This window comes from Actinoplanes sp. SE50/110, assembly GCF_900119315.1.
In the GTDB taxonomy this organism is placed as follows: Bacteria; Actinomycetota; Actinomycetes; order Mycobacteriales; family Micromonosporaceae; genus Actinoplanes.
Genome location: NZ_LT827010.1, coordinates 7,900,722 through 7,923,390, shown reverse-complemented (window position 1 = coordinate 7,923,390; position 22,669 = coordinate 7,900,722). Strand labels below are relative to the sequence as shown.

The window sequence follows — 22,669 nt, the reverse complement described above, 5'->3', positions numbered from 1 at the left end:
CGTTGGCGGGTCCGTGGGTTCGTGCGCCGGTTCGGGCTTGCTGCCGGCGGGCGGCGGCGGGTTCCGTAGGTTCGTGCGCCGGTTCCGGCTGCTGCCGTCGGATCGTGGCTGGTCGAGGTTTCGCGCGCCGGTTCCGGCTTGTTACCCGGCGGGCCGTGGCCGGTCCAGGTCCGTGCGCCGGTTCCGGTTCGCTGGGGGCGGGCCGTGGCCGGTCCAGGTCCGCGCGTCGGTTCCGGTTCGCTGGGGCGGGCCGTGGGCGGTTCGGGCTGCGGGCTTCGGCCCTGGCCGTCCGATTGTTGCGGTACGCCCATTGGCGGCGGCCGTCCTCCGGGAGAGTGGCCCGGTCGGCGTGATCGGTCCCGGGCCGGGTAGAACGTACGCATGTCACGGACCGGAGGTCCGGTCGGCGCACAGCAATGGGTGCCACCGCGGCCGCACAGCATCGACGAACTCAAGCAGGCCGCAGCCGGGTGTCACGGCTGTGAGCTCTACGAGAACGCCACCCAGACGGTCTTCGGCCGGGGCGCCCCGAACGCGAAGATCGTCTTCGTAGGTGAGCAGCCCGGTGACATCGAGGACCAGAAGGGCCTGCCGTTCGTCGGCCCGGCCGGCCGGCTGCTCCGCGACGCCGTGGACGATGCCGGCATCGACCCCGCCGACCTCTACATCACCAACTCGGTCAAGCATTTCCGGTTCGAGCTGCGCGGTGCCCGGCGCATCCACCAGAGTCCCGGGCCGGCCCACATCACCGCCTGCCGTCCCTGGCTGGTGAGCGAGTTCGCCCTGCTGAAGCCGCAGCTCGTGGTCCTGCTCGGAGCAACCGCGGGCAAGGCGCTGCTGGGCCCGTCGTTCCGGGTGAACCGGTCCCGCGGCCAGCTGATGCCCTGGCCGGCCTCCGCCGAGCATCCCGAGGACTTTCCGGTGGCCGAGATCAGGGCGCTGGCCACGATCCACCCCTCGGCGGTTCTCCGAGCGGACAACCGGGACATCGCCTATCAGGGCCTGGTCGACGACCTGAAGATCGCCGCCGCCGCGATCACCGCCTGATCCGTTCAGCCGCTCGACCGCCACCCACTCATCCGCCCGGAGGTACCTGCCTGAGCCGACAGGTCCACGAACTCGGCCGGCAAGAGCCGTCGTAGGAGGCATCTGCACGGCCTGAGCGGGCCGGCCTGGTGTGTTCGCGGGCCGGTCGTCGCGGAACAGGCGGCGGATGCCGGGTTCACGGGCGGCCGGGCTGAATCCCCGACTGGCCGAGCGGGCGGATGCGTCCGTCTTCCGGCTGACTCTGCCGGCTCCACGTGCCGTCCAGTCGTGGGGATCGTTCGCGCCGCATCGGGTGAACGGGTCGTCCGGGTCAGAAACGTCGGCCGGGTTCGTTCGTGAACCGACGTCCGCCGGGACCTCGGGCCGTGAGGTACCGAGTTCTTTCACCGCCCTCGTGCTGCAGGGTGCCAGAGCTCACAATGAGCGGCCGCGATTCGCTGAACGGGCTGTCGGCGGACCGGATGGGTAGGCTCGAACGGTGCGACTGACGGACTTCTGGGGACGCCTTGAACAGGCGTTCGGCGCGGCCTACGCCCGCAGCATCGCGGCCGATCACGCCTTCGCGGAGCTGGACGGCCGCACCATTGAGCAGGCGATTGCGCAGGGTGTCGACACGGCTACCATCTGGCGCGCCGTGGTGGCCTCGTACCCCGATCGGGTGCCTTCCAGGCTGCACTGAGTCATTCTTCGTACGCTTGTTCTGGCGTGTCGCTCGATGTAGTACATGTGTTCGGCTATTGTCCACAGCGGCTCGGCCATCCACAGCCCTCGGTAGGGCGGAGGATTTTTGTCATACCCACCGCATACCGTGTCGGCCGTGGCGAAGAACGCGAAGTCCAATACAGGGGTGACAGCAATGGTGGCAGCACCGGACCGGGAAAAGGCGCTCGAACTGGCGCTGGCACAGATCGACAAGCAGTTCGGCAAGGGCTCGGTGATGCGGCTCGGTGAGCGGCCGGTCGTGCAGACCGCCGTGATCCCGACCAGCTCGATCGCGCTCGACGTGGCGCTCGGCGTCGGCGGCCTGCCGCGTGGCCGGGTCATCGAGGTGTACGGGCCGGAGTCCAGCGGTAAGACCACCGTCGCACTGCACGCGGTGGCCAACGCGCAGAAGGCCGGCGGCACCGCGGCGTTCATCGACGCGGAGCACGCGCTCGACCCGGACTACGCGCGGGCTCTCGGCGTCGACACCGACGCCCTGCTGGTGTCCCAGCCGGACACCGGCGAGCAGGCGCTGGAGATCGCGGACATGCTGATCCGCTCCGGTGCGCTCGACATCATCGTCATCGACTCGGTCGCCGCCCTGGTGCCGCGCGCCGAGATCGAGGGCGAGATGGGTGACAGCCATGTCGGTCTGCAGGCCCGGCTGATGAGCCAGGCGCTCCGCAAGATCACCGGCGTGCTCAACAACACCGGCACCACGGCGATCTTCATCAACCAGCTCCGCGAGAAGATCGGCGTGATGTTCGGCTCGCCGGAGACGACGACCGGTGGTCGCGCGCTGAAGTTCTACGCCTCGGTCCGGCTCGACGTGCGCCGCATCGAGAGCCTGAAGGACGGCACCGACGTGGTCGGTAACCGCACCCGGGTCAAGGTCGTGAAGAACAAGGTCGCGGCCCCGTTCAAGCAGGCCGAGTTCGACATCATGTACGGCAAGGGCATCTCCCGCGAGGGCTCGCTCATCGACGTGGGTGTCGAGCAGAGCATCATCCGCAAGTCCGGCGCCTGGTACACGTATGACGGCGACCAGCTCGGCCAGGGCAAGGAGAAGGCGCGGGAGTTCCTCAAGGAGAACCCGGACGTCGCCGCCGAGATCGAGAAGAAGATCCTGGAGAAGCTCGGCGTCGGGCAGACCTCCGGGGACGCTGCCGGTGGCCCCGAGCTGCCGCCGGTCGACTTCTGATCCGGTAATCCGACATGGCCGGACGACGTGGTGCCCGGTCCGGGCGCGGCTGGGATGCCCTCCCGCCCCGGTCCGGCGCCGATGCGCCGGACGACGAAACCCCGGGCCGCGGCCCGGGCCAAGACCGTCGCGATTCCGGTCGGCGTGGCTCTGCGGCCCGTCGCCGGCCGGACGCTGACGACCCCAGCCTCTGGCAGACCTTCGGTTCCTCCAGTGAGGCCTCCGATGACACCGACCTGTCCGAAGCACCCGGCGATGACCCCGCCTCCAGCGACGCCGGGTCTGCCGGCCGCTTCGGCGGGCGCCCACGCGACCGCTCCGGCGGTCCGGCCGTTCAAGGCCTGCCCTGGAGCGGCCAGGCGGCTTCCAGCGATCAGCCCGTCGGGAGATCGGGCCGTTCGGGCGGCGGAGCTTCCGACGGTCAGCCCGGCGGGAGATGGGGCCGTTCGGGCGGCGGAGCTTCCGACGATCTGCCCGGCGGGAGATGGGGTCGTTCGGGCGGCGGAGCTTCCGACGGTCAGCCCGGCGGGAGATCGGGCCGTCCGGGTGCCGGGGGTTCCGGCGGTCAGTTCGGCCTAGAGATCGGCGGCCCGGAGGGCGAGGGGTCGGACGGTCGGTTCGCCCTGCGAGCGGGCGCTCGGGGCGGCGGGGGTGCCGGTGAGCGGAAACCGGCGGGACCTGCGCAGAGTGAGTCGGAGCGGGCGCGGGAGATCTGCCTGCGCCAGCTTGCGGTGCGGCCGCGGACACGTGCCGAATTGGCCAAGGTGCTGGCCCGGAAGGAGATCTCCGAGGAGGTGATCGCCGAGGTCCTCGATCGGTATGACGAGGTCGGCATCATCAACGACGCGGCGTTCGCGCGGGCCTGGGTGTCCAGCCGGCACCACGGTCGTGGCCTGGCGCGCCGGGCTCTCGCCAACGAACTGCGGCAGCGCGGTGTGGACGCCGAGGTGGCTGGAGAGGCGCTGGAGAGCGTCGACGACGAGTCCGAGGCAGAGACCGCCCGGGCGCTCGTCGACCGGAAGCTGCGGACCGCCAGCGGCACGCCGGAGGCGGTGTTCCGACGCCTGGTCGCCATGCTGGCCCGCAAGGGTTATCCGGTGGGCATCGCCATCCGGGCGGTCAAGGAGGCCCTTGCCGCCCGCGACGCGGAAGCCGCTGAGTTCGCTGACGCCGTGGACGCCGATGCCCTCGCCGACCAGGCCGAAGACCCGCACTCCTGACCCCGCCGGAACAGGAGGCCGCACTCTGCCGAAACAGTGCGTCCGACTTTGACCGGGCATGGCGTGGCGCTTCGTCGGGACGGTGCGTCTGACCTTGCCGGGTATGGCGTGGCGCTCTGTGGGGACCGTGCGTCTGACCTTGCCGGGTATGGCGTGGCGCTCTGTGGGGACGGTGCGTCTGACTTTGCCGGGTATGGCGTGGCGCTTCGTCGGGACGGTGCGTCTGACCTTGCCGCGGAGGGGTGCCCCCGGGTCGCAGGCGGCCGGCGATGGTTCAGGTCAGGGCTCCTGGTGTGCGGGCCGCTGTAGGCGACTGTTCTGCGAACGCGGGGATGCCGGCGGCTGGGCTCTGTCGGCTCGGCGGTGAGTAGGGCGGTTCGGTTGCGCTTGGTGACGTCTGGTCATGAGCGGAGAGAAGTTGTCGAGGGTCTTCGCGGAGGGCTGCGGAGACGCTTCGCGGGTGCCGGCAACCTGTCCGCCGGCAGGCTGAGAATGTGGTCAGACACTGAGCGGACGTACGTAGCGGCGGGCGCCCGTTCCCGGAAGGCGGGATGCTTGGACGGGCGAGCCGGGGCATTCGTGAGGTATAGGCGGTCCAGGGCGATATAGTCCGGATGTGAAAACTCTGCCTGTTCGGGGAGAAGCTCCGGATCGGTGGGTGTCGGCCTGCTGTCGTCACGCTCGGTGTGGTGTGAGGGCGGTTGCCGGCGGGCGGAATAATGGCTGAGGGGCTTTTCCAGTGTGCTGGCCAGCGGGTGTGGGCCGGTCCTGGAAGTACTCGATGTGGTGGCACGTCGGAAATATCCGGGCGATATCGTGAGCTGGGCGTAAGCGGGTCTGTGCCCTACGTCCTATCCGCTGCCGAATCATGAGTCCTTGACCGAAGCGGCACTTGCGACCTAGCCTCGCGTTACACAAGGTTTGCTCGACCATCGCAAGCAACACACACAACATAGATCTCATTACATTACGGCATCACTTGACGGGCCTGGTCCGTCGAAGGCGTCGCCTCCCGCTGACCGCGCGGGGGTGGTGAGATATTCAGCGGTCGACCTACAACTCCACACACACTCTGATCCCGAGTCACCATCCAGCGACCCGGACGCGGAGGCCGACGGCACTCGCCGGCGGGGTCCGACAGAGCTTCGACGGGAGGAAACCGCGCGAGGCATTGTCACACTCCGTTGACGATCGCCGGCCGGGTTCGGCGACGGAACGAGGCGTGACGGGGCGGCGTGGCGCTCGCGAGCCGGTTGGCGCAGCGGGCGGCAGGTCGGACGGATTCCGTCCCGGGCAACCGGGCGGCAGGCCGGACGACTCCGCGCCGGGCATGCGGGCAGGTCGGACGGCTCCCGTCCCGGACTCCGGGCGGGCAGGTCGCCCGGCAGGCGATGCTGCCCGGCGACGGCGCGCTCGGGACGGATCCGACGGTCCGGCTGAAACGTGCCAGACGCCGAACCGTCGCATGCCGCACCGACCCCGCACGACGCACCGACGCCGACGACGACCGAGCCATTGGTCGCTCCAAGGCAGCCGCTCAGGGGGCTGCTTGCTCAGGGCGCCGGCATCTGAAGCCGCCGGTCGCTGAGAGGGCTGGTTGCTGAAGCGGGCTGGTCATCGAGGCGCCGACCGCGGAAGCGCCGGCATCCGAAGCCGCCGGTTGCGGAAGGGGCCGGCCGCGGAAGGGGCCGCCGACCTCACCGGCTCGGGATCAGGGAACCGACGAACCGGGCCGGAGCAGGTGTGAGCCGCCCCGATTCCGGTCAGGTAGCCGGAACAGGCGGCAGCCAGTCAACCCGAGAGGCGAAGCTGGTAGTCGTACGGCGGAGCGTGTGAGCCGGTCATCTGCCTTGGTCGGGCATCCCGCAGAGAGCCCGCGCGCGTGCACACCGCGCCGGCGGCGAAGGGAGACGCGGCGAGATGGCCCCCCAATACTGGGTGCTGGTAGTAGCGATCGTCGTGCTCGCCGTGTCGGTGATCGTCGGCTTGACCCTGGGCGCCCGTGCGCTGGGTCAGCTGCGGACCGAACGGCAGGACGCCCACGACCGGCAGGAGCAGGAGGTCGGTGTCGCGCAGGCGAAGGTCGCCGACGCCAATGCCAAGGCCGCTTCGGTGCGTGCCGAGGCCGCCGCCGCGAAAGCCGAGGCCGCCGCCGCCCGGGCCGAGGCCCGCCGGGTGCTGGAGAACGCGCACAGCGAAGCCGACACCATCCTGGAGCACGCCCACCGCCAGGCCGAGGCGGATGTGGAGCAGCTGCGCACCGCGGCCCGGCGGTCCGGGGAGCGGGAGATCGCGCTGCTCAACGCCACGGTGAAGGAGCAGGCCGCGGAGGTGGAGCGGCGGGCTGCCCGGATCGACGAGCGGGAGCGGCTGCACGGCGAGGAGGTGGAGCGCCTGGTGGAGCGGGAGCGCCGGCTCGTCGCCCTGGAGTCGGAGCTGGCGAAGCGGGAGGCGACCTTGAAGGCCCGGGAGACGGAGGTCGAGGCGGCGGAGAACACCAAGCGCCGCGAGCTGGAGCGGATCGCCGGGCTGACCACGGAGACCGCGAAGGGCGAGCTGATCGACGCGATCGAGGGTCAGGCGAAGCGGGAGGCCGCCATCCTGATCCGGGACATCGAGCAGGATGCGCGGAGCACCGCGGACACCCGGGCCCGGCACATCGTGGTCGACGCGATCCAGCGGATCGCCAGCGAGCAGACCGCGGAGAGCGTGGTCAGCGTGCTGCACCTGCCGAGTGACGAGATGAAGGGCCGGATCATCGGCCGCGAGGGCCGCAACATCCGGGCCTTCGAGTCGACCACCGGGGTCAACCTGATCATCGACGACACCCCGGAGGCGGTGCTGCTCTCCTGTTTCGACCCGGTGCGCCGCGAGGTGGGCCGGTTGACGCTGGAGAAGTTGGTGCTGGACGGCCGGATCCACCCGCACCGGATCGAGGAGGTCTTCGACAGCGCCAAGAACGAGGTGGAGCGGCTCTGCGACCGGGCCGCCGAGGAGGCGCTGGTCGACGTCGGGATCACCAACATCCACCCGGAGCTGGTGAAGCTGCTGGGCCGGCTGCGATACCGGACGAGTTACGGCCAGAATGTGCTCAAGCACCTGGTGGAGACCGCGCACATCGCCGGGATCATGGCGGCCGAGCTGGGTCTGGACGTGCCGATCATGAAGCGGGCGGCGTTCCTGCACGACATCGGCAAGGCACTCACCCACGAGGTGGAGGGCAGTCACGCGCTGATCGGCGCGGATGTGGCCCGCAAGTACGGCGAGCACGAGGAGATCGTCCACGCCATCGAGGCTCATCACAACGAGGTGCCGCCGCAGACCATCGAGGCGGTGCTCACCCAGGCTTCGGACGCCTGTTCCGGCGGCCGGCCGGGAGCGCGGCGGGAGAGCTTGGAGGCGTACGTCAAGCGCCTGGAGCGGATCGAGGAGATCGCCGGCGGCAAGCTGGGCGTCGAGAAGGTGTTCGCGATGCAGGCCGGCCGGGAGATCCGGGTGATGGTCCGCCCCGACGACATCGACGACATCGGTGCGGCGGTCCTGGCCCGCGACGTCGCCAAGCAGATCGAGGAGGAACTCACCTACCCCGGTCAGATCCGCGTCACCGTCGTCCGCGAGTCCCGGGTCACCGAGTTGGCTCGCTGATCTCCCGCGGTTCCTGACCGTGCGAGCGCGGTCGATGGCGGCGGGGAGGGGCCTTTGTGCGGCCCCGACGACCGTCGGTCAGGCGGTTCCGCCGGCGCCTTCGGCTTGGGCGATCAGCGCTGCCGTCGGCGGCTGCCGGCGCGGCATGCCGGCGGTCTTGCGACCGCGGGAAAGGCGCCGCTGGACGTATTGAGCCAGCTTGGAGAGGGAGTAGTTGACCAGGATGAAGAGCGTCCCGATCACGGCGTACACCTGGATGGGGTTGCTCAGCACGCCGATGATCTGCTTACCGATGTTCAGGGTCTCCTCGTAGCTGATGATGAACCCGAGGGAGGTGTCCTTGAGCACCACGACAAGCTGGCTGATCAGGGCGGGCAGCATGATCCGGAAAGCCTGCGGGAGCAGCACGATCATGGTGGTCTGCGGCGAGGAGAGGCCGATCGCGGCGGCCGCCTCCCGCTGTCCGGGTGGCAGGCCGGTCATGCCGGAGCGCAGGATCTCGCCGATGACCACCGAGTTGTAGATCGTCAGGCCGATCACGAGATACCAGAGGGTGTCCATGCTGACACCGAACTCGGGCAGGCCCCGCGCCACGAAGAAGATGGTGAGGACTACGGGCAGCCCGCGGAAGACCTCGATGCAGATCCGGGTCGCCCACGCGAGCGCCACGCTGAGCGCGCGCAACAGGAGAGCGACGGGGGCGGCGATGCCGGGGAAGCGGCGCCGGGCCAGCGACTCGAGTTCGATCCGCAGCACGCTCAGCAGCGTCCCGATGATCAGGGAGCCGATGATGGCGAACACCGCGGCGGTCAGCGTGTTCTTGACCCCGACGCCGATGCGGTCCCACACGGCGCTGAAATCCTCGTTGCCGGGGTCGATGAGCGGACCCCAGAGCTTCATCGAGAATTGCCCCTTGTGGTGCAGGGGCAGATAGATCAGATAGTAGATTCCGGCCAGCAGCCCGATCGCGACGAGCAGGCTGGAGATCAGCGTGATGCGGCGCTGGCGGGGGCCCGGAACGTCGTAGAGAACGCTCTGCTGACTCACGGGGTCACCTCTGTCGCGCCGCGGTGCCACCGACCGGTGACACCGATGCCCATCGGGTCATTGCCGAGCCTGCTCATCGGGCGGTCACCGCCTGCCTGCGTTCGATCCGGTCGAGAAGGGCGCCCAGGGGCACAGTCATGATCAGATATCCGATCGAGACGCCGATGGCGACGGGTACGAAGGCGAGGCCCTCCGCCGAGGTGAGCTGGTCGGCGGTCTGTGACAGGTCGCCGACGACGCCGAAGAAACCGATCAGCGCGGAGTTCTTGATCATTGCGATGATCACCGAACCGAGCGGCACGATGGACGCCTTCCAGGACTGCGGCAGAACGACGTACCGCAGGTTCTGACCGAATGTCATGCCCAGCGACCGGGCGGCCTCGGATTGCCCGGGCTGCACCGCGTTGACACCGGAGCGCAGCGCCTCGCAGACGAAAGCGGCGGTGTAGAGCACCAGCGCGATCAGGGCGAAGCGAAAGTACGGCAGGTCGGTGCCGAGCCGGGTGAAGATCGCGTCGAGCACCGGAATGCGGAGGAAGTCGGCGTTCGAGCCGAGAGCCGGCAGGGCGAACGCGGCGAAGAACATGACCACGGTCAGCGGCATGTTCCGGAAGACGGTGACATACGCGGTGCCCAGCGCCCGCAGCGGCGGGACGGGGGAGATGCGGAGCACCGCCACGACGGCGCCCAGGAACAGGGCGCCGATCGCGGCGAGCACGCAGATCTGGAGCGTGAGCCAGAAGCCGCCCGCGAAGACGTCGAATCGATCGAAGATCACACTCACGGGCCGGGCTTCCTCCTCGTCACCGGATCAGTGGGCGGAAATCAGTAGCGGTTGACCGTCGGCGCGGCACCCAGTTCGGCGCCGAACTTGCCGGCGGTGTCGTCCCAGGCCTTCTTCCAGCTGCCGTCGGCGAACGACTTCTCCAGCGTGTCGTTGATGAACGTCCGGAAGTCCTTGTCCTCCAGCTTCACGCCGATGCCGTACGGCTCCTTGGTGAAGTTGGGCCCGGCCAGCTTGTACTTGCCCTGGTTCTTCGAGATGTAGCCCAGCAGGATCACGTTGTCCGTGGTCACCGCATTGACCTGGCCACCGTCGAGGGCGGCGATGCACTTGTCGTAGGTGTCGAAGAGCACCACCTGGCTGGGGACGTCTTTGACGTACGTCTTGATCTTCTCGGCCGGCGTCGAGCCGGTGACCGAGCAGACCTTCTTGGTGCCGTCCTTGAAGGAGTCCGGCCCGGTGATGGTCGAGTCGTCTGCCTTGACCAGGATGTTCTGGCCGGCCTCGTAGTACGGCCCGGCGAACGCGACCCGCTTCTTGCGCTCGTCGTTGATCGTGTACGTGGCGACCACGAAGTCGACCGTGTTGTTCACGATCGAGTCCTCACGGACCTTCGACGGTGTCTCGACGTACTGGATCTTGTCGGCCGGAATCCCCAGTTCCTTGACGATGATCTTGGAGATCTCGACGTCGAAGCCCTCCGGTTTGCCGGACAGTCCTTTCAGCCCGAAGCCGGGCTGGTCGAACTTGGTGCCGACCTTGATCGTCTGGGCCTTGTTGAGACGCTCCATCGTGCTACCCGCGGGGAACGACTTGCTGCCGGCACCCGACTTGGAGCCCCCGTCGGATTTGTCGCCGCACGCGGCCAGGCCGAATACCAGGGCGGTAGCCGTGGCAACAGCCGCGAGACGCTGCAAACGCATGGTCCTCTTCTCCTTGTTAGATCGAACCGCTGAACAGTCTTGGGGGCGGTCTGTGAGGTGGATCAGTGCGTCAGGATCTTGGAAAGGAAGTCGCGCGCCCGCTCGCTCTTCGGATTGGCGAAGAACTCGGCGGGTGTCGCCTGCTCGACCAGCTGGCCGTCGGCCATGAAGACCACCCGGTTCGCCGCGTGCCGGGCGAAGCCCATCTCGTGGGTGACCACCACCATGGTCATCCCCTCCCGGGCCAGGGCGGTCATCACGTCCAGCACCTCGCCGACCATCTCCGGGTCGAGCGCGCTGGTCGGCTCGTCGAAGAGCAACGCCTTGGGCTGCATGGCCAGCGCCCGGGCGATCGCGACCCGCTGCTGCTGGCCGCCGGAGAGCTGGGCCGGGAACTTGTCCGCCTGGGCGGCGATGCCGACCCGGTCGAGCAGCGCCATCGCGCGCTCCCGGGCGGCGGCCGGTTTCTCCTTGCGGACCTTGACCGGGCCGAGCATCACGTTCTGCACGATGGTCTTGTGCGCGAACAGGTTGAACGACTGGAAGACCATGCCGACCTCGCTGCGCAGCCGGGCCAGCGCCCGGCCCTCGGCGGGCAGCGGCTGACCGTCGAAGGTGATCGAGCCGGAGTCGATCGGCTCCAGCCGGTTGATCGCCCGGCACAGCGTCGACTTGCCCGAACCGGACGGTCCGATGACGACGACGACCTCGCCCCGCTCGACCGACAGATCAACATCTTTCAGCACGTGCAGCGGGCCGAACCACTTGTTCACGTTCTCCAGAACGATGAGAGCCTCGCCTGCCACCCCGTGTCCATCCGCTCGTCGGTCACTCGATGGGTGCCACCTTAGGGGGACACAGGTATCGGAATGCGACGAGAATGGTCACGGAGCGGTAACGCAGCCGGCGCGGGGCGAAAGGGACGTAGACCATGACGGGTATGGCTGGCCTCTGGAACTGGTCCGCCGCCGGGCTGATCGAGCCCGAGCGCGTGCGGAACGCCCTGGCTGGAGCGTTGGAAACCCCGGTGGGGGAGATCGCCGGGGGGGGCTTCGGCGGCCTGCTCTGCGACGTTTATCAGGTCGGTGGCGATTTTCCGACACTGATCGATGTATTCCTGGCCCCGGGCCACCTCGCCGAGGAGACGATCGCCAGCGCGGTCGCGGTTCGGCTGGGCGCCGCGCTGCTGCTGCCCGACGACACCCTCAACCCGACCCGGTACGTGCTGGCCGAGCCGGACGGGACGCTGCGCGCCGTGCACGTCGAGGAGGAGGAGACCGACGACGGTGTCGAACGGCGGCATGCCCGCCCGTGCACCGGCGCCGACCCGGACTGCGCCACCGGCCCGGGTTGCGCCCGCTCCCGGTTCCGGGCCGCGGCCTGACCGCAGTACCCTGGTCAATTGCCATGACTACCGAGATGCAGAGCAGTTCCGGGATGCCCAGCGCCGCGCGCACCTATGATGTGCGCACCTACGGCTGCCAGATGAACGTGCACGACAGCGAGCGGATCTCCGGGCTGATGGAGGACGCGGGCTACGTGCGCGCCGCTGACGCCGACGCCGCCGACGTGGTGGTCTTCAACACCTGCGCGGTCCGGGAGAACGCCGACAACCGCCTCTACGGCAACCTGGGCCACCTGCGTCCCACGAAGCTGAAGAACCCCGGCATGCAGATCGCCGTCGGCGGCTGCCTGGCGCAGAAGGATCAGGGCGACATCGTCAAGAAGGCGCCCTGGGTCGACGTGGTCTTCGGCACCCACAACATCGGCTCGCTGCCGGCCCTGCTGGAGCGTGCCCGGCACAACGAGCAGGCGCAGGTGGAGATCCTCGAGTCGCTCGAGGTGTTCCCGTCGACGCTGCCGACCAAGCGGGAGTCGACCTACGCCGGCTGGGTGTCGATCTCGGTGGGCTGCAACAACACCTGCACGTTCTGCATCGTGCCGTCGCTGCGCGGCAAGGAGAAGGACCGCCGCCCGGGCGACGTGCTGGCCGAGGTCCGCGCGCTGGTCGCCGAGGGCGTCCTCGAGGTCACCCTGCTCGGGCAGAACGTGAACTCGTACGGCGTCGAGTTCGGTGACAAGCTCGCCTTCGGCAAGCTGCTGCGCGCCTGCGGTGACGTCGAGGGCCTGGAGCGGGTCCGGTTCACCAGTCCGCATCCGAAGGACTTCACCGACGACGTGATCGCCGCGATGGCCGAGACGCCGAACGTCTGCCACTCGCTGCACATGCCGCTGCAGTCCGGCTCGGACCGGGTGCTCAAGGCGATGCGCCGTAGCTACCGCCAGGAGAAATACCTGGACATCATCGACAAGGTGCGGGCCGCGATGCCGGACGCCGCGATCACGACGGACATCATCGTCGGCTTCCCCGGCGAGACCGACGAGGACTTCGAGCAGACCCTCGAGGTGGTCCGCCGGGCCCGCTTCTCCAGCGCCTTCACCTTCCAGTACTCGAAGCGTCCCGGCACCCCGGCCGCCACGATGGCGGAGCAGGTGCCGAAGAAGGTGGTCCAGGAGCGCTACGAGCGCCTGATCGCCACCCTCGAGGAGATCACCTGGGCGGAGAACGGGAAACTGGTCGGCGAGACCGTCGAGGTGCTGGTCGCGGTCGGCGAGGGTCGCAAGGACGAGCGCACCGGCCGGATGAGCGGCCGGGCCCGGGACGGCCGCCTGGTCCACTTCGCGACCGGCGACCTCAGCCCGCGCCCGGGCGACATCGTCGAGACGGTGATCACCTACGCCGCGCCGCACCACCTCAACGCCGACGGCGCGCCGCTCTCGCACCGCCGCACCCGGGCCGGCGACGCCGCCGAGGCGGGCACCACGCCGAAGCTCAAGGGCGTCTCACTGGGCCTGCCGACGATCGGTGTCCCGGCGCCGCTGCCGGCCGCCGAGGGCTGCGCCCTCTAAGGTTCTCGACCGGCTACCCGCTACCCCCGACGGCCATGATCCGCGGGACGGATCCTGGCCCTTTCCCGGTCCACGCGCGGCCAGGTCGTCCCGCGATCGTGCAACCTGGCCGCCGCCCTCGCCGGTCTATCCGGACGTGAGAGCAGACAGAGGCTCGGGTAACACCGAGCGTGACAGCCAGTTCGCCGGCTTCGTGGCCGAGCAACGCGGCCGGATGGTGTACACCGCGCGGTTGCTGACCGCCGGTGACGCCTTTCTCGCCGAGGATCTCGTGCAGACCGCGCTGACGAAGCTCTACGTCTCGTGGGCGGCCTTCGGGCGGGCCGACAGCCCGGACGCCTACGTGCGGCGGGCCCTCTTCAACGCGCTGGTCGACGAGCGCAAACGGATCTGGCGGCGGCACGAGCGGCCGGTCGCGGACGTCCCGGACCGGGCCGGCGAGCTCGTCGGCGCGGACGACGGCGATCCGGAACTGGCCCGGGCGCTCGGCGAACTGCCCCCGCGGATGCGCGCGGCGGTCGTCTTTCGGTTCGTCCACGACATGGACGTGGCCGAGACGGCCCGGGCGCTGGGCTGCTCAGCCGGCACGGTGAAGAGCCAGACGGCCCGGGCTCTCGACAAACTGCGTGCCGCGCTGGGGCAGCCCGCCCTCGCGACCACCTTCTCCGGCCAACCACAGGGAGCCAGCTGATCATGGACCTGCACACCAGACTCGAGCGCTTCGGCGGCCCGATCGAGGCCGCCGCCGCGGACACCATCGCCGCCGACGTGGAACGCGGGCAGCGCGCCCTGCGCCGTCGCCGCACCTTCCGGACCAGCGCGGTGACCGCGTTCGGGATGGCCGCGATCGTCGCCACCATCTCGGTGACCGGTGCGGTCACCGGCACCGCGCCGTCCGGGCCGGCCGTCGCCGCCAGCCTGCCGGCCGCCGCCGGGAGCACGCCCGCCGCCCGCGTCAAGCTGGTCGACTACACCGGCGCGCAGCCGAAGTGGTTCACCATCGACAAGGTGCCGGAGGGCTACTTCGTCCAGAAGGACGACGAGGGCGGTCTGACGATCGCCCCGGCATCGGTCAAGAATCCGCCGCCGGGCGCCGACCCGTCGAAGGATCCGCGGTACGACCCGAGCGTGCTGACCGACAAGATCGGCATCTATCTGGAGCCGACCTGGTACCGGGAGGGCAACGACGACGGCGAGAAGGTGACGGTCGGCGGGTTCCCGGCGGTCCTGCACGGCGCCGCCCCGCTGCAGCAGCTGATGATCCTGGTGTCGCCGAAGGTCTACGCCACCGTCCAGGCGGATGTCCCGCTGACCCGGGACCAGCTCCTGGAGCTCGGTGCCGGCCTGCACGTGAGCAAAGAGGCCGTCGACCGGATGGCCGCATCGACCGGCAAGACCGGCAAGACCGGCAAGTGACGGTCTGACCGGTCACCACCCGCTGCGGCCCGGCCGCGGTCCGCTCGCGGTCCGCGGCCGGTTCAGGTTCCCGATCGACGCGTACGCGGGTAGCCCGGCCGCCGCCCGCAGATGACCCAGCAGCGCGGTGGTGCCGGGCGGGTCCGGCGTGTCCCCGTACACCGCCGCGTAGACGGTGCGGGCGGTATCGGGCAGTGCCACCGTCCGTACGCCCGGATCCTGGTGTGCGGCCAACGCCAGCGCGGGCAGGACCGTGACGCCGAGACCGGCCGCGACCAGCGCCTGCACCGCGACGTAGTCGTCGGTGGTGAAACGGATGTCCGGGGTGAAGCCGGCCGCCGCGCAGACCCGCAGCAGCTCCGCCCGGCAGCGCTCGCAGCCGCTGATCCACGGCCGGTCCCGATGGTCGGCGAGGGTGTCCCCGGCCCGGTCGCCGGGCGTCACCAGATACAGCCGCTCTTCGAGCAGCGGCTCGGGCCGCAGCCCGTCCAGGTCCGGCACCGTCTCCCCGGGATAGGTGAACAGCAGCGCCACCTCCACCTCGCCGCTGCGCAGCAGCCGCACCGCGGCGGGCGGCTCGGCCTCGGTGAAGCGCAGGTCGATCCCGGGGTGCGCGCCGACGAACCCGGCCGCCGCGGCCGGCACGAAGGTCCCCAGCGCGCTGGGGAAGGCGGCCAGCCGCACCCGCCCGGACCGCAGCCCGGTGTGCGCCGCCAGCTCCGCCTCGGCCGCGTCGAGCCGGCCCAGGATCTCCTCGGCGCGCTCGGCCAGCATCCGCCCGGCGTCGGTGAGGCGGATGCCGCGCCCGGCCCGCTGGATCAGCCGGCTGCCGGTCTCCGCCTCCAGCCGGGCCAGGTGGTGGCTGACCGAGGGCTGGGCGTAGTGCAGGGCCTGCGCGGCCGCGGTCACCGACCCGCACCGGGCCACGGCGACCAGCACCCGCAGCCGGGTCACGTCGAGCACACCGGCAATCTATCAACCGGATCTATGAGACATCGAGCGATCCGGCATTGGACCGATGCGTTGCCGCGCCCGAGGATCGACGCATGGAGCTGACCCTCGCCGACTTCCGCGCCGCCCACGCCGTCGTCCGCCGCCACCTGGCGCCCACCCCGCTCGGCGGCTACCCGCTGCTGGACCGGGCGGCCGGCGCGACCGTGCTGGTCAAGCACGAGAACGCGCAGCCGGTCGGCGCGTTCAAGGTGCGCGGCGGACTGACCCTGCTGGACGCCCTGCCGGCCGCCGACCGGGCCCGCGGGACGCTCACCTGGTCGACCGGGAACCACGCGCAGTCGCTGGCCTACGCCAGCCACCGGTACGGCGTGCCCTGCACGGTGGTGATGCCGGCCGGCACCGATCCGGGCCGGGCCGCCGCGGTCGAGGCGTGGGGCGCCCGCGTGGTGCTGGCCGGCGACCGCCTGGAGGACGCCCAGGAGCACGCCGGCAAGCTGGCCGCGGAGACCGGCGCCCTTGCGGTCAGCCCCGGGGACACGCCCGAGCTGCTGGCCGGGGTCGGCACCCTGTACCTGGAGATTCTGGAGCGGGAACCGGACCTGGACGCGATCGTGGTTCCGGTCGGCAGCGGCACCGGGGCGGCCGCGGCCTGCCTGGTGAGCGCGGCCCTGGGCGCGCGCTGCGCGGTGATCGGCGTGCAGTCGGCCGCCTCACCGGCCGCACACGACTCGTGGCGGGCCGGCGAGTTGCTCGCCCGGCCCAACCGGTCCACGGTGGCCGGCCTGGCCACCGGGCGCGGCTACGCGCTGCCGCAGCGGGTGATGCGGGCCGGCCTGGCCGATTTCCTGCTGGTCGGTGACGACGAGATCGGGGCGGCCCGACGACTGCTGGCGAGCGCCGCGCACACCCTGGCCGAGGGGGCCGGCGCGGCCGCGCTGGCCGGGGTGTTGAGCCGGCCCGACCTGTTCGCCGGGCGCCGGATCGCGGTGGTCTGCAGTGGAGGCAACGCCGACCGCGCCGAACTGGGCACGATGATCGATGGCCGAGGGTGAAGATGCCATGACAGACTGAGGGCCGTCTACGTCCCGCAGAGGTCAGAGGTGTGGATGGCCAACTTCCCGCGCGCGCCGCTGTCGTCGTGGGGTGAGCAGCACCAGCCCGCGGTGACGTTGACGCGTGTGGTGTTCGCCCTGATCGGCGCGGCCGCCCTGATGCTCGGCTACGCCGGCCTCGACGACTATCTGGCCACCGCCCCGGCGGGCAGTCGGGACCCGCTGAACCTGGCGTACGACACGATGCAGCTGTTCGTGCTGGGCTCCGATCCGCTGCAGGGCGGCACCCGCTTCCCGGTCGCGCTGCAGATCGCCCGGTTCGCCGCGCCGCTGGTCACGCTGTACGCGGTCGTCGAGGGCGGCCGCCTGCTCCTGGCCACCGAGGTGCGCCGCTGGCGGGCTCGCCGCTCCCGGGACCACGTGGTGGTCTGCGGTGACACCTCGGTGGCCCGCACCCTGGCCGAGCGGCTGCACCGGGCCGGACGCCGGGTGGTGCTGGTCCGCACCCGGCCGATCGGCCCGCTGGAGCTGCGCGGCCGCGGCCTGCTCGGCGTGCAGGGCGACGCCCGCGAGCCGGAGGTGCTGCGCGGGGCGGCGGCCGGGCGGGCCGCGGTGATCTACTGCTGCGCCGAGTCCAGCGCGGTCAACCTGGCGATCGCCGCGAACGCCGCCCGGGTGGCCGGCGACGGTCACCGCGACCTGGCCATCTACGCCCAGATCCACGAGCCGGACTGGGCGCTCACCCTGCAGGCCCGGCGGCTCGGCGTGCCCGACGCGGGGGCGCAGCGGCTCGACTTCTTCCAGATCGACCAGCTGGCCGTGCAGGTGCTGCTGGCCCGGCAGCCGCTGCCGGTCCGGCTCGGCGGCGCCGCGCCGCGGCTGCTGCTGGCCGGTGACTCACCGCTGGTCCGGGCGCTGCTGGTGGAGGTGGCCCGGCACTGGCGGCTGCGCCGGGGCCGGCCGGACCGGCGGCTCGACATCGACCTCGTCGCGCCGGACGCCACCCGGGTGCTGGAGCGGGTCGCCCGGCGGCACACCGTTCTGCGCGACACGTGCCGGGTCGTGCCCCGGGAGACGACCGTCGCCGAACTGCTCGCCGGCGCCCCGGCCGACGCGTCGCGCTACGAGCGGGCGTTCCTCTTCTTCGCCGACGAGAAGTACGGGCTGCAGCTCGCCCTGACCGAATACCGGCTCTGGCACCGGGTCGCCGGCGACGTGGTGGTGGCCGTGGACGGCCTGGCCGAGTTGGCCGACGCGTTCAGCCCGGAACACCCGCCGCCGCTGCTGGACCCGCTGAACGGGCGGCTCAAGCTGTTCTCGCCGGCCGCGGCGGGGTGCGATCCGACGCTGATCGCCGAGGACCTGGCCGAGCGGCTGGCCCGACTGATCCATGAGCGGTACGTGGTGGCCCGGCTCGCCCGCGGGGATCGGCGAGGCGACGGGCTCGGCGATCCGTCCGGTGGGCATCCGGCGATGACCGCGTGGGCCGATCTGCCGGAACCGCTGCGCCGGGCGAACCGGCTGCAGGCCGCCGACATCGGCCCGAAACTGCACCAGGCGCACTGCGCGATCGTGCCGCGGGACGGTGCCGCGGACGATTTCGCGTTCACCGCGGCGGAGGTCGAGGAGCTGGCGAAGCGGGAGTCGCGGCGATGGGTCGAGGCGACCCTGGCCGAGGCGCGGGCCCGGGAGGTACCACCGGCCGAACGAAACGTCCCCTTTTTGGGGGAATGGGAGCAGCTTCCGGCCGAAGGGCAGGAGCGCTGCCGTAGGGCAATTCGCGACATTCCGGAAATTCTGGGCGAGGCGGGCTTCCAAGTCGTCCGTTTGTCGGACACTGGAGCCGACCGGGCACTCTTCCCGGCATGAACGGACTAATAGGGCATATGGCCGTCAAGGGGGCACGATGATTCGCATCGGGGTGACGGGCCACATCGGGCTCGACCGGTCTTCGCGCCGGCCGATCCGCAACGCGATCGTGGCCGAACTGCGCAAACACAAGCCGATCCACGGGGTCACCTGCCTCGCCGACGGCGCGGACCGGATCTTCGTGGAAGCGGTCCGGATCTGCCGCGGCACCTTCGAGGCGGTGCTCCCGGTGCCGGAGATAAGCGCCGAACCGGAAGAAGACCGGGAACTGCGCGAACTCATCCGGTACGCTACCGACGTCACCCGGCTCACCGTGCCCGGCGCGCCGGAGCTCACCTACGAGGCCGCCAGCCGGGAAGTGGTCGAACGCAGCGACCTGCTGCTCGCGGTCTGGGACGGCACGCAGGCCGGGGCGCGCGGCGGCACCGCGGAAACCGTCGCCTTCGCCAGGGAACAGGGCAAACAGGTGCACCGGATCTGGCCGGACGGCGCGCGCCGGGTCGCCGTCACCTCAGCCGTCCCGGTCTCCGCCTGAGACGGGATCAGCCGTCCCTGGCCTGCCTGAGACGGGATCAGCCGTCCCGGTCCCCGCCTGGGACGGATCAGCCATCCCGGTCTCCGCCTGAGACGGGACCGGGTGGAGCGGGCGGCAGGTCGGTGACCCACCGCCCCCCACCTCAGTTGGCCTGCTCGGCCAGCGCCAGGAACTGCTTCTTCGAGGCGAGCGCCTGCTCGGCCTCCTTGATCCGCCGGTTGTCGCCGGCCGCCCGGGCCCGCTCCAGCCGCTGCTCGGCCTCGGCGACCTGGTCGCGCATCTGACGCAGCAGCGGGTTGTCCTGCGGGCTGGTCTTGCGCCACGCCGAGTCCATCGCCACCCGGATCCGCTCCTCGGCGGCCCGCCAGCGGCGGTCCAGCCCGGCCGCGGCCTCCCGCGGCACCCGGCCGGCGTCGTGCCACGCGGCCTGCGCGTCGCGGAGCCGGTTCTGCGCGCCGCGCGGATCGGCGTCCACGTCGACCGCCTCGATCTCGGCCAGGATCGCCTGCTTGCGCTCCAGGTTGCCCTGGTACTCCGCGTCGCGGGCGGAGAAGACCTCACTGCGCCGGGTGAAGAACGCGTCCTGCGCGGCCCGGAACCGCTCCCAGAGGCGCTGCTCGGCCTCCTTGGCGGCGCGCGGCGCGGCCTTCCACTCGGTCATCAGCTCCTTCAGCCGGTTCGCCGTGCTCGACCACTCGGTCGAAGCGGCCAGCGACTCGGCCTCGGTGACCAGCTCCTCCTTGGCGGTCTGCGCCTGCTTGCGCTGCCCGTCCAGGGTGGCGAAGTGCGCGCCACGACGCCGGGTGAAACCGTCCCGGGCGGCGGCGAACCGCTTCCACAGCTCACCGTCGGTCTTCTTGTCGACGCCGCGGATCGTCTTCCACTCGTCGAGGATCTCCTTGAGCCGGTCACCGGCCGACTTCCACCCGGTGGCGTCGGCGGCGATCTTCTCCGCCTCCTCGACCAGGGCGGTCTTGCGGGCCAGCGCCTCGGTGCGGGCGACCTCGCGGGCGGCCTTGGCCTCGCTCGCCTTCTCGTCGGCCAGCGCGGAAAGTTTCTCCAGCCGGGCGGTGAGACCGTCGATGTCGCCGACCACGTGCGCCTCGTCGAGCTGGGTGCGCAGCCGCTTGACACTGGTCAGTGAGTGGGACGCGTCGGCCGCGCCCGACTTGAGGCGAGCCTCGACGAGGTCGACCTCGGTCACCAGGTCCTCGAAACGACGGGCGAAGTGGGCGAGGCCCTCCTCCGGCGTCCCGGCCTGCCATGAGCCGACCACCCGGTCGCCCTCGGCGGTCTTCACGTACACGGTGCCGTCGGCATCCACGCGTCCGAAGGCCGTCCAGTCCTCGTTCATGAGCTCATCCTCGTTCTCCCGGCGCCGCCGGACCACTCCGGTCCCCGGCCACCGCCACAGCGCAGTGGAGTGCCAACCTTCTCAGTGGCATTCTTTCTCGCGCATTGTCACAGGTCCAACCCGGTTAGGGGAAAGCTCCCGCCCGCGACCGTTGCACAACCTTGTCCTACGGTTGCTCCGTGCCCTCCAGTCCCGGTCCCCGCGTGGTCACCGTCGTCGGGCCGACGGCGGCCGGCAAGTCCGCGTTGAGCATCGCACTCGCCCACGAACTCGGCGGCGAAGTGGTCAACGCCGACTCGATGCAGCTGTATCGCGGGATGGACATCGGCACCGCGAAACTGGGCGCCGCCGAGCGCGACGGGGTGCCGCACCACCTGCTCGACATCTGGGACGTCACGGTCACCGCCGCGGTCGCCGAGTATCAGGCGCTGGCCCGCGCCGCGATCGACGACATCCTGGCCCGCGGCCGGGTGCCGCTGCTGGTCGGTGGCTCCGGGCTGTACGTGCGCGCGGTCCTGGAGGAATTCGAGTTCCCCGGCACCGACCCGGCGATCCGCGCCCGCCTCGAAGCCGAACTTGCCGCGACCGGCCCGGCACCGCTGTTCACCCGGCTCGGCGTGCTCGACCCGGTCGCGGCCGGCCGGATCCTGCCGTCCAACGGCCGCCGCATCGTCCGCGCCCTCGAGGTCATCGAGTTGACCGGGCAGCCGTTCACGGCGGCGCTGCCCGACCCGAAACCGTATTACGACACGGTGCAGATCGGCGTCGACCGGGATCCGGCCGAGCTGGACGAGCGGATCGCCCAGCGGGTCGAGCTGATGTGGTCCGCCGGCCTGCTCGACGAGGTGCGCGCGCTGGACGCGGCCGGGATCCGGGATGGGCGGACGGCCTCGCGGGCGCTCGGCTACCAGCAGGCGCTGGCCGAGATCGACGGGGTGCTGAGCGGGGCGCAGGCGCGGGCCGACACGGTGCGCGGCACCCGCCGGTTCGTCCGGCGGCAACGCTCCTGGTTCCGCCGCGACCCGTCGATCACCTGGCTGGACGGCGCCGCCCCGGCACTGCTGGCCGACGCCTTGGCCGTGATCGGCTGACCGCCGGTGGTGCCGCCCGGATGTGCCTGGCTGTGGTGACCGGTGGTGCGCGATGATGGGCGGCGTGTTTTTCACCAAGGGCCACGGCACCGCCAACGACTTCGTCATCCTCGCCGACCCCGACGGCGAACTGGAGCTGACGCCGGCACTGGTCGCCGCGCTCTGCGACCGGCGGCGCGGGATCGGTGGCGACGGCGTGCTGCGCGTGGTGCGGTCCGCGAAACACCCGGCGGGGGCCGGGCACGCCACCGAGGCCGAGTGGTTCATGGATTACTGGAACAGTGACGGCTCGATCGCCGAGATGTGCGGCAACGGGGTCCGGGTCTTCGCCCGCTATCTGACCGCTCGTCAGCTGGCCACGCCCGGGCCCGCGGGCCTGCCGGTCGCCACCCGCGCCGGCGTCGTGCACGCGGTGGTCGACGCCGACACGATCAGCGTCCGGATGAGCACCCCCCGGGTGTACGCGGCGAGCACCGCCCGGGTCGGCCCGCTGACCGTCCCCGGGATCGCCGTCGACTGCGGCAACCCGCACCTGGTCTGCGGGCTGCACGACGGGGTGACGCTGTCCGGCCTGGACCTGACCACCGCCCCGGGGGTCGACCGGGCGCTGTTCGCCGCCGGGGTGAACGTCGAGTTCGTCGAGCCGGTCATCGACCCGACCCCGGACACCGACCGCCACGTGCGGATGCGGGTCCACGAGCGGGGCTCCGGCGAGACGATGTCCTGCGGCACCGGGGCCCTCGCGGTCGGCGCGGTGGCCCTGCGCGAGGCCGGCCTGGCCACCGGCTCGGTCACCGTCGACGTCCTCGGCGGCCGGGTCGTGATCACCGCCGACGCGGCCGGCTCGTGGTGGCTGGCCGGTCCGGCGGTCCTGGTCGCCACCGGCGAGGTCGACCTGTCGGCCCTTCCGGTCACCTGA

General features: G+C 71.0%; 20 protein-coding genes. 14 read left to right on the top strand and 6 right to left on the bottom strand.

Annotated elements, in window-relative coordinates:
* Nucleotides 1-381 precede the first annotated feature (381 nt).
* From ACSP50_RS35315 to rny, 5 genes are all read left to right on the top strand, one after another.
* Nucleotides 382-1,047: a UdgX family uracil-DNA binding protein gene (locus tag ACSP50_RS35315; RefSeq protein ID WP_014694118.1), complete on the top strand. Its 666-nt coding sequence runs from the start codon at nucleotides 382-384 to the stop codon at nucleotides 1,045-1,047.
* A gap of 478 nt (nucleotides 1,048-1,525) precedes the next feature.
* The gene (locus ACSP50_RS35310; RefSeq protein ID WP_014694117.1) at nucleotides 1,526-1,726 is read left to right on the top strand and encodes a DUF3046 domain-containing protein; all 201 of its coding nucleotides are present in this window, start codon (nucleotides 1,526-1,528) and stop codon (nucleotides 1,724-1,726) included.
* Nucleotides 1,727-1,903: 177 nt separating this feature from the next.
* Nucleotides 1,904-2,950, top strand: coding sequence for a recombinase RecA (gene recA / locus ACSP50_RS35305; RefSeq protein ID WP_043512814.1), 1,047 nt, complete (start codon nucleotides 1,904-1,906; stop codon nucleotides 2,948-2,950).
* Between the two features lie 581 nt (nucleotides 2,951-3,531).
* Nucleotides 3,532-4,170, top strand: a complete 639-nt coding sequence (locus ACSP50_RS35300; RefSeq protein WP_080128271.1) for a regulatory protein RecX — start codon at nucleotides 3,532-3,534, stop codon at nucleotides 4,168-4,170.
* Nucleotides 4,171-6,090: 1,920 nt separating this feature from the next.
* Nucleotides 6,091-7,815: a ribonuclease Y gene (rny, locus tag ACSP50_RS35295; RefSeq protein WP_014694114.1), complete on the top strand. Its 1,725-nt coding sequence runs from the start codon at nucleotides 6,091-6,093 to the stop codon at nucleotides 7,813-7,815.
* A 78-nt stretch (nucleotides 7,816-7,893) separates the two neighbouring features.
* On the opposite strand, the gene ACSP50_RS35290 is transcribed toward rny, so the two are convergent.
* From ACSP50_RS35290 to ACSP50_RS35275, 4 genes are all read right to left on the bottom strand, one after another.
* Nucleotides 7,894-8,862 (bottom strand): amino acid ABC transporter permease, encoded by a 969-nt coding sequence (locus ACSP50_RS35290; protein ID WP_014694113.1) that lies wholly within the window; start codon nucleotides 8,860-8,862, stop codon nucleotides 7,894-7,896.
* A gap of 73 nt (nucleotides 8,863-8,935) precedes the next feature.
* Nucleotides 8,936-9,646, bottom strand: a complete 711-nt coding sequence (locus ACSP50_RS35285) for an amino acid ABC transporter permease (RefSeq protein WP_014694112.1) — start codon at nucleotides 9,644-9,646, stop codon at nucleotides 8,936-8,938.
* A 41-nt stretch (nucleotides 9,647-9,687) separates the two neighbouring features.
* Nucleotides 9,688-10,569 carry a glutamate ABC transporter substrate-binding protein gene (locus tag ACSP50_RS35280; RefSeq protein ID WP_014694111.1) on the bottom strand — a complete coding sequence of 294 codons (882 nt, stop codon included), beginning with the start codon at nucleotides 10,567-10,569 and terminating at the stop codon, nucleotides 9,688-9,690.
* Between the two features lie 62 nt (nucleotides 10,570-10,631).
* Nucleotides 10,632-11,375, bottom strand: a complete 744-nt coding sequence (locus tag ACSP50_RS35275; RefSeq protein WP_014694110.1) for an amino acid ABC transporter ATP-binding protein — start codon at nucleotides 11,373-11,375, stop codon at nucleotides 10,632-10,634.
* A 134-nt stretch (nucleotides 11,376-11,509) separates the two neighbouring features.
* Between ACSP50_RS35275 and ACSP50_RS35270 the strand changes: the two genes are divergently transcribed.
* From ACSP50_RS35270 to ACSP50_RS35255, 4 genes are all read left to right on the top strand, one after another.
* Nucleotides 11,510-11,953, top strand: coding sequence for a hypothetical protein (locus ACSP50_RS35270; protein WP_172898818.1), 444 nt, complete (start codon nucleotides 11,510-11,512; stop codon nucleotides 11,951-11,953).
* 23 nt (nucleotides 11,954-11,976) lie between these two features.
* A complete protein-coding gene (miaB, locus tag ACSP50_RS35265) occupies nucleotides 11,977-13,479 on the top strand; it encodes a tRNA (N6-isopentenyl adenosine(37)-C2)-methylthiotransferase MiaB (RefSeq protein ID WP_043512810.1) in 1,503 nt (500 codons plus the stop codon).
* A 136-nt stretch (nucleotides 13,480-13,615) separates the two neighbouring features.
* Entirely contained in the window at nucleotides 13,616-14,170 is a 555-nt protein-coding gene (locus tag ACSP50_RS35260) for a SigE family RNA polymerase sigma factor (RefSeq protein WP_014694107.1), read from the top strand.
* Between the two features lie 2 nt (nucleotides 14,171-14,172).
* A complete protein-coding gene (locus tag ACSP50_RS35255) occupies nucleotides 14,173-14,895 on the top strand; it encodes a hypothetical protein (RefSeq protein WP_014694106.1) in 723 nt (240 codons plus the stop codon).
* 12 nt (nucleotides 14,896-14,907) lie between these two features.
* On the opposite strand, the gene ACSP50_RS35250 is transcribed toward ACSP50_RS35255, so the two are convergent.
* A complete protein-coding gene (locus ACSP50_RS35250) occupies nucleotides 14,908-15,858 on the bottom strand; it encodes a LysR family transcriptional regulator (RefSeq protein ID WP_014694105.1) in 951 nt (316 codons plus the stop codon).
* An 83-nt stretch (nucleotides 15,859-15,941) separates the two neighbouring features.
* Between ACSP50_RS35250 and ACSP50_RS35245 the strand changes: the two genes are divergently transcribed.
* The 3 genes from ACSP50_RS35245 to ACSP50_RS35235 are packed head-to-tail and all read left to right on the top strand — an operon-like array spanning nucleotide 15,942 to nucleotide 19,305.
* The gene (locus ACSP50_RS35245; protein WP_014694104.1) at nucleotides 15,942-16,901 is read left to right on the top strand and encodes a threonine/serine dehydratase; all 960 of its coding nucleotides are present in this window, start codon (nucleotides 15,942-15,944) and stop codon (nucleotides 16,899-16,901) included.
* A 54-nt stretch (nucleotides 16,902-16,955) separates the two neighbouring features.
* Complete coding sequence (locus tag ACSP50_RS35240; RefSeq protein WP_014694103.1) at nucleotides 16,956-18,770, top strand: NAD-binding protein; 1,815 nt, start codon at nucleotides 16,956-16,958, stop codon at nucleotides 18,768-18,770.
* A 37-nt stretch (nucleotides 18,771-18,807) separates the two neighbouring features.
* The gene (locus tag ACSP50_RS35235; protein ID WP_014694102.1) at nucleotides 18,808-19,305 is read left to right on the top strand and encodes a hypothetical protein; all 498 of its coding nucleotides are present in this window, start codon (nucleotides 18,808-18,810) and stop codon (nucleotides 19,303-19,305) included.
* A gap of 142 nt (nucleotides 19,306-19,447) precedes the next feature.
* Here ACSP50_RS35235 and ACSP50_RS35230 read toward each other — a convergent pair whose 3' ends face one another.
* Nucleotides 19,448-20,659 (bottom strand): DUF349 domain-containing protein, encoded by a 1,212-nt coding sequence (locus ACSP50_RS35230; protein WP_014694101.1) that lies wholly within the window; start codon nucleotides 20,657-20,659, stop codon nucleotides 19,448-19,450.
* A 161-nt stretch (nucleotides 20,660-20,820) separates the two neighbouring features.
* Here ACSP50_RS35230 and miaA point away from each other — a divergent pair, with 161 nt between their 5' ends.
* Nucleotides 20,821-21,750 (top strand): tRNA (adenosine(37)-N6)-dimethylallyltransferase MiaA, encoded by a 930-nt coding sequence (miaA, locus tag ACSP50_RS35225; RefSeq protein WP_080128126.1) that lies wholly within the window; start codon nucleotides 20,821-20,823, stop codon nucleotides 21,748-21,750.
* A 64-nt stretch (nucleotides 21,751-21,814) separates the two neighbouring features.
* Nucleotides 21,815-22,669 (top strand): diaminopimelate epimerase, encoded by an 855-nt coding sequence (gene dapF / locus ACSP50_RS35220; RefSeq protein WP_043516189.1) that lies wholly within the window; start codon nucleotides 21,815-21,817, stop codon nucleotides 22,667-22,669.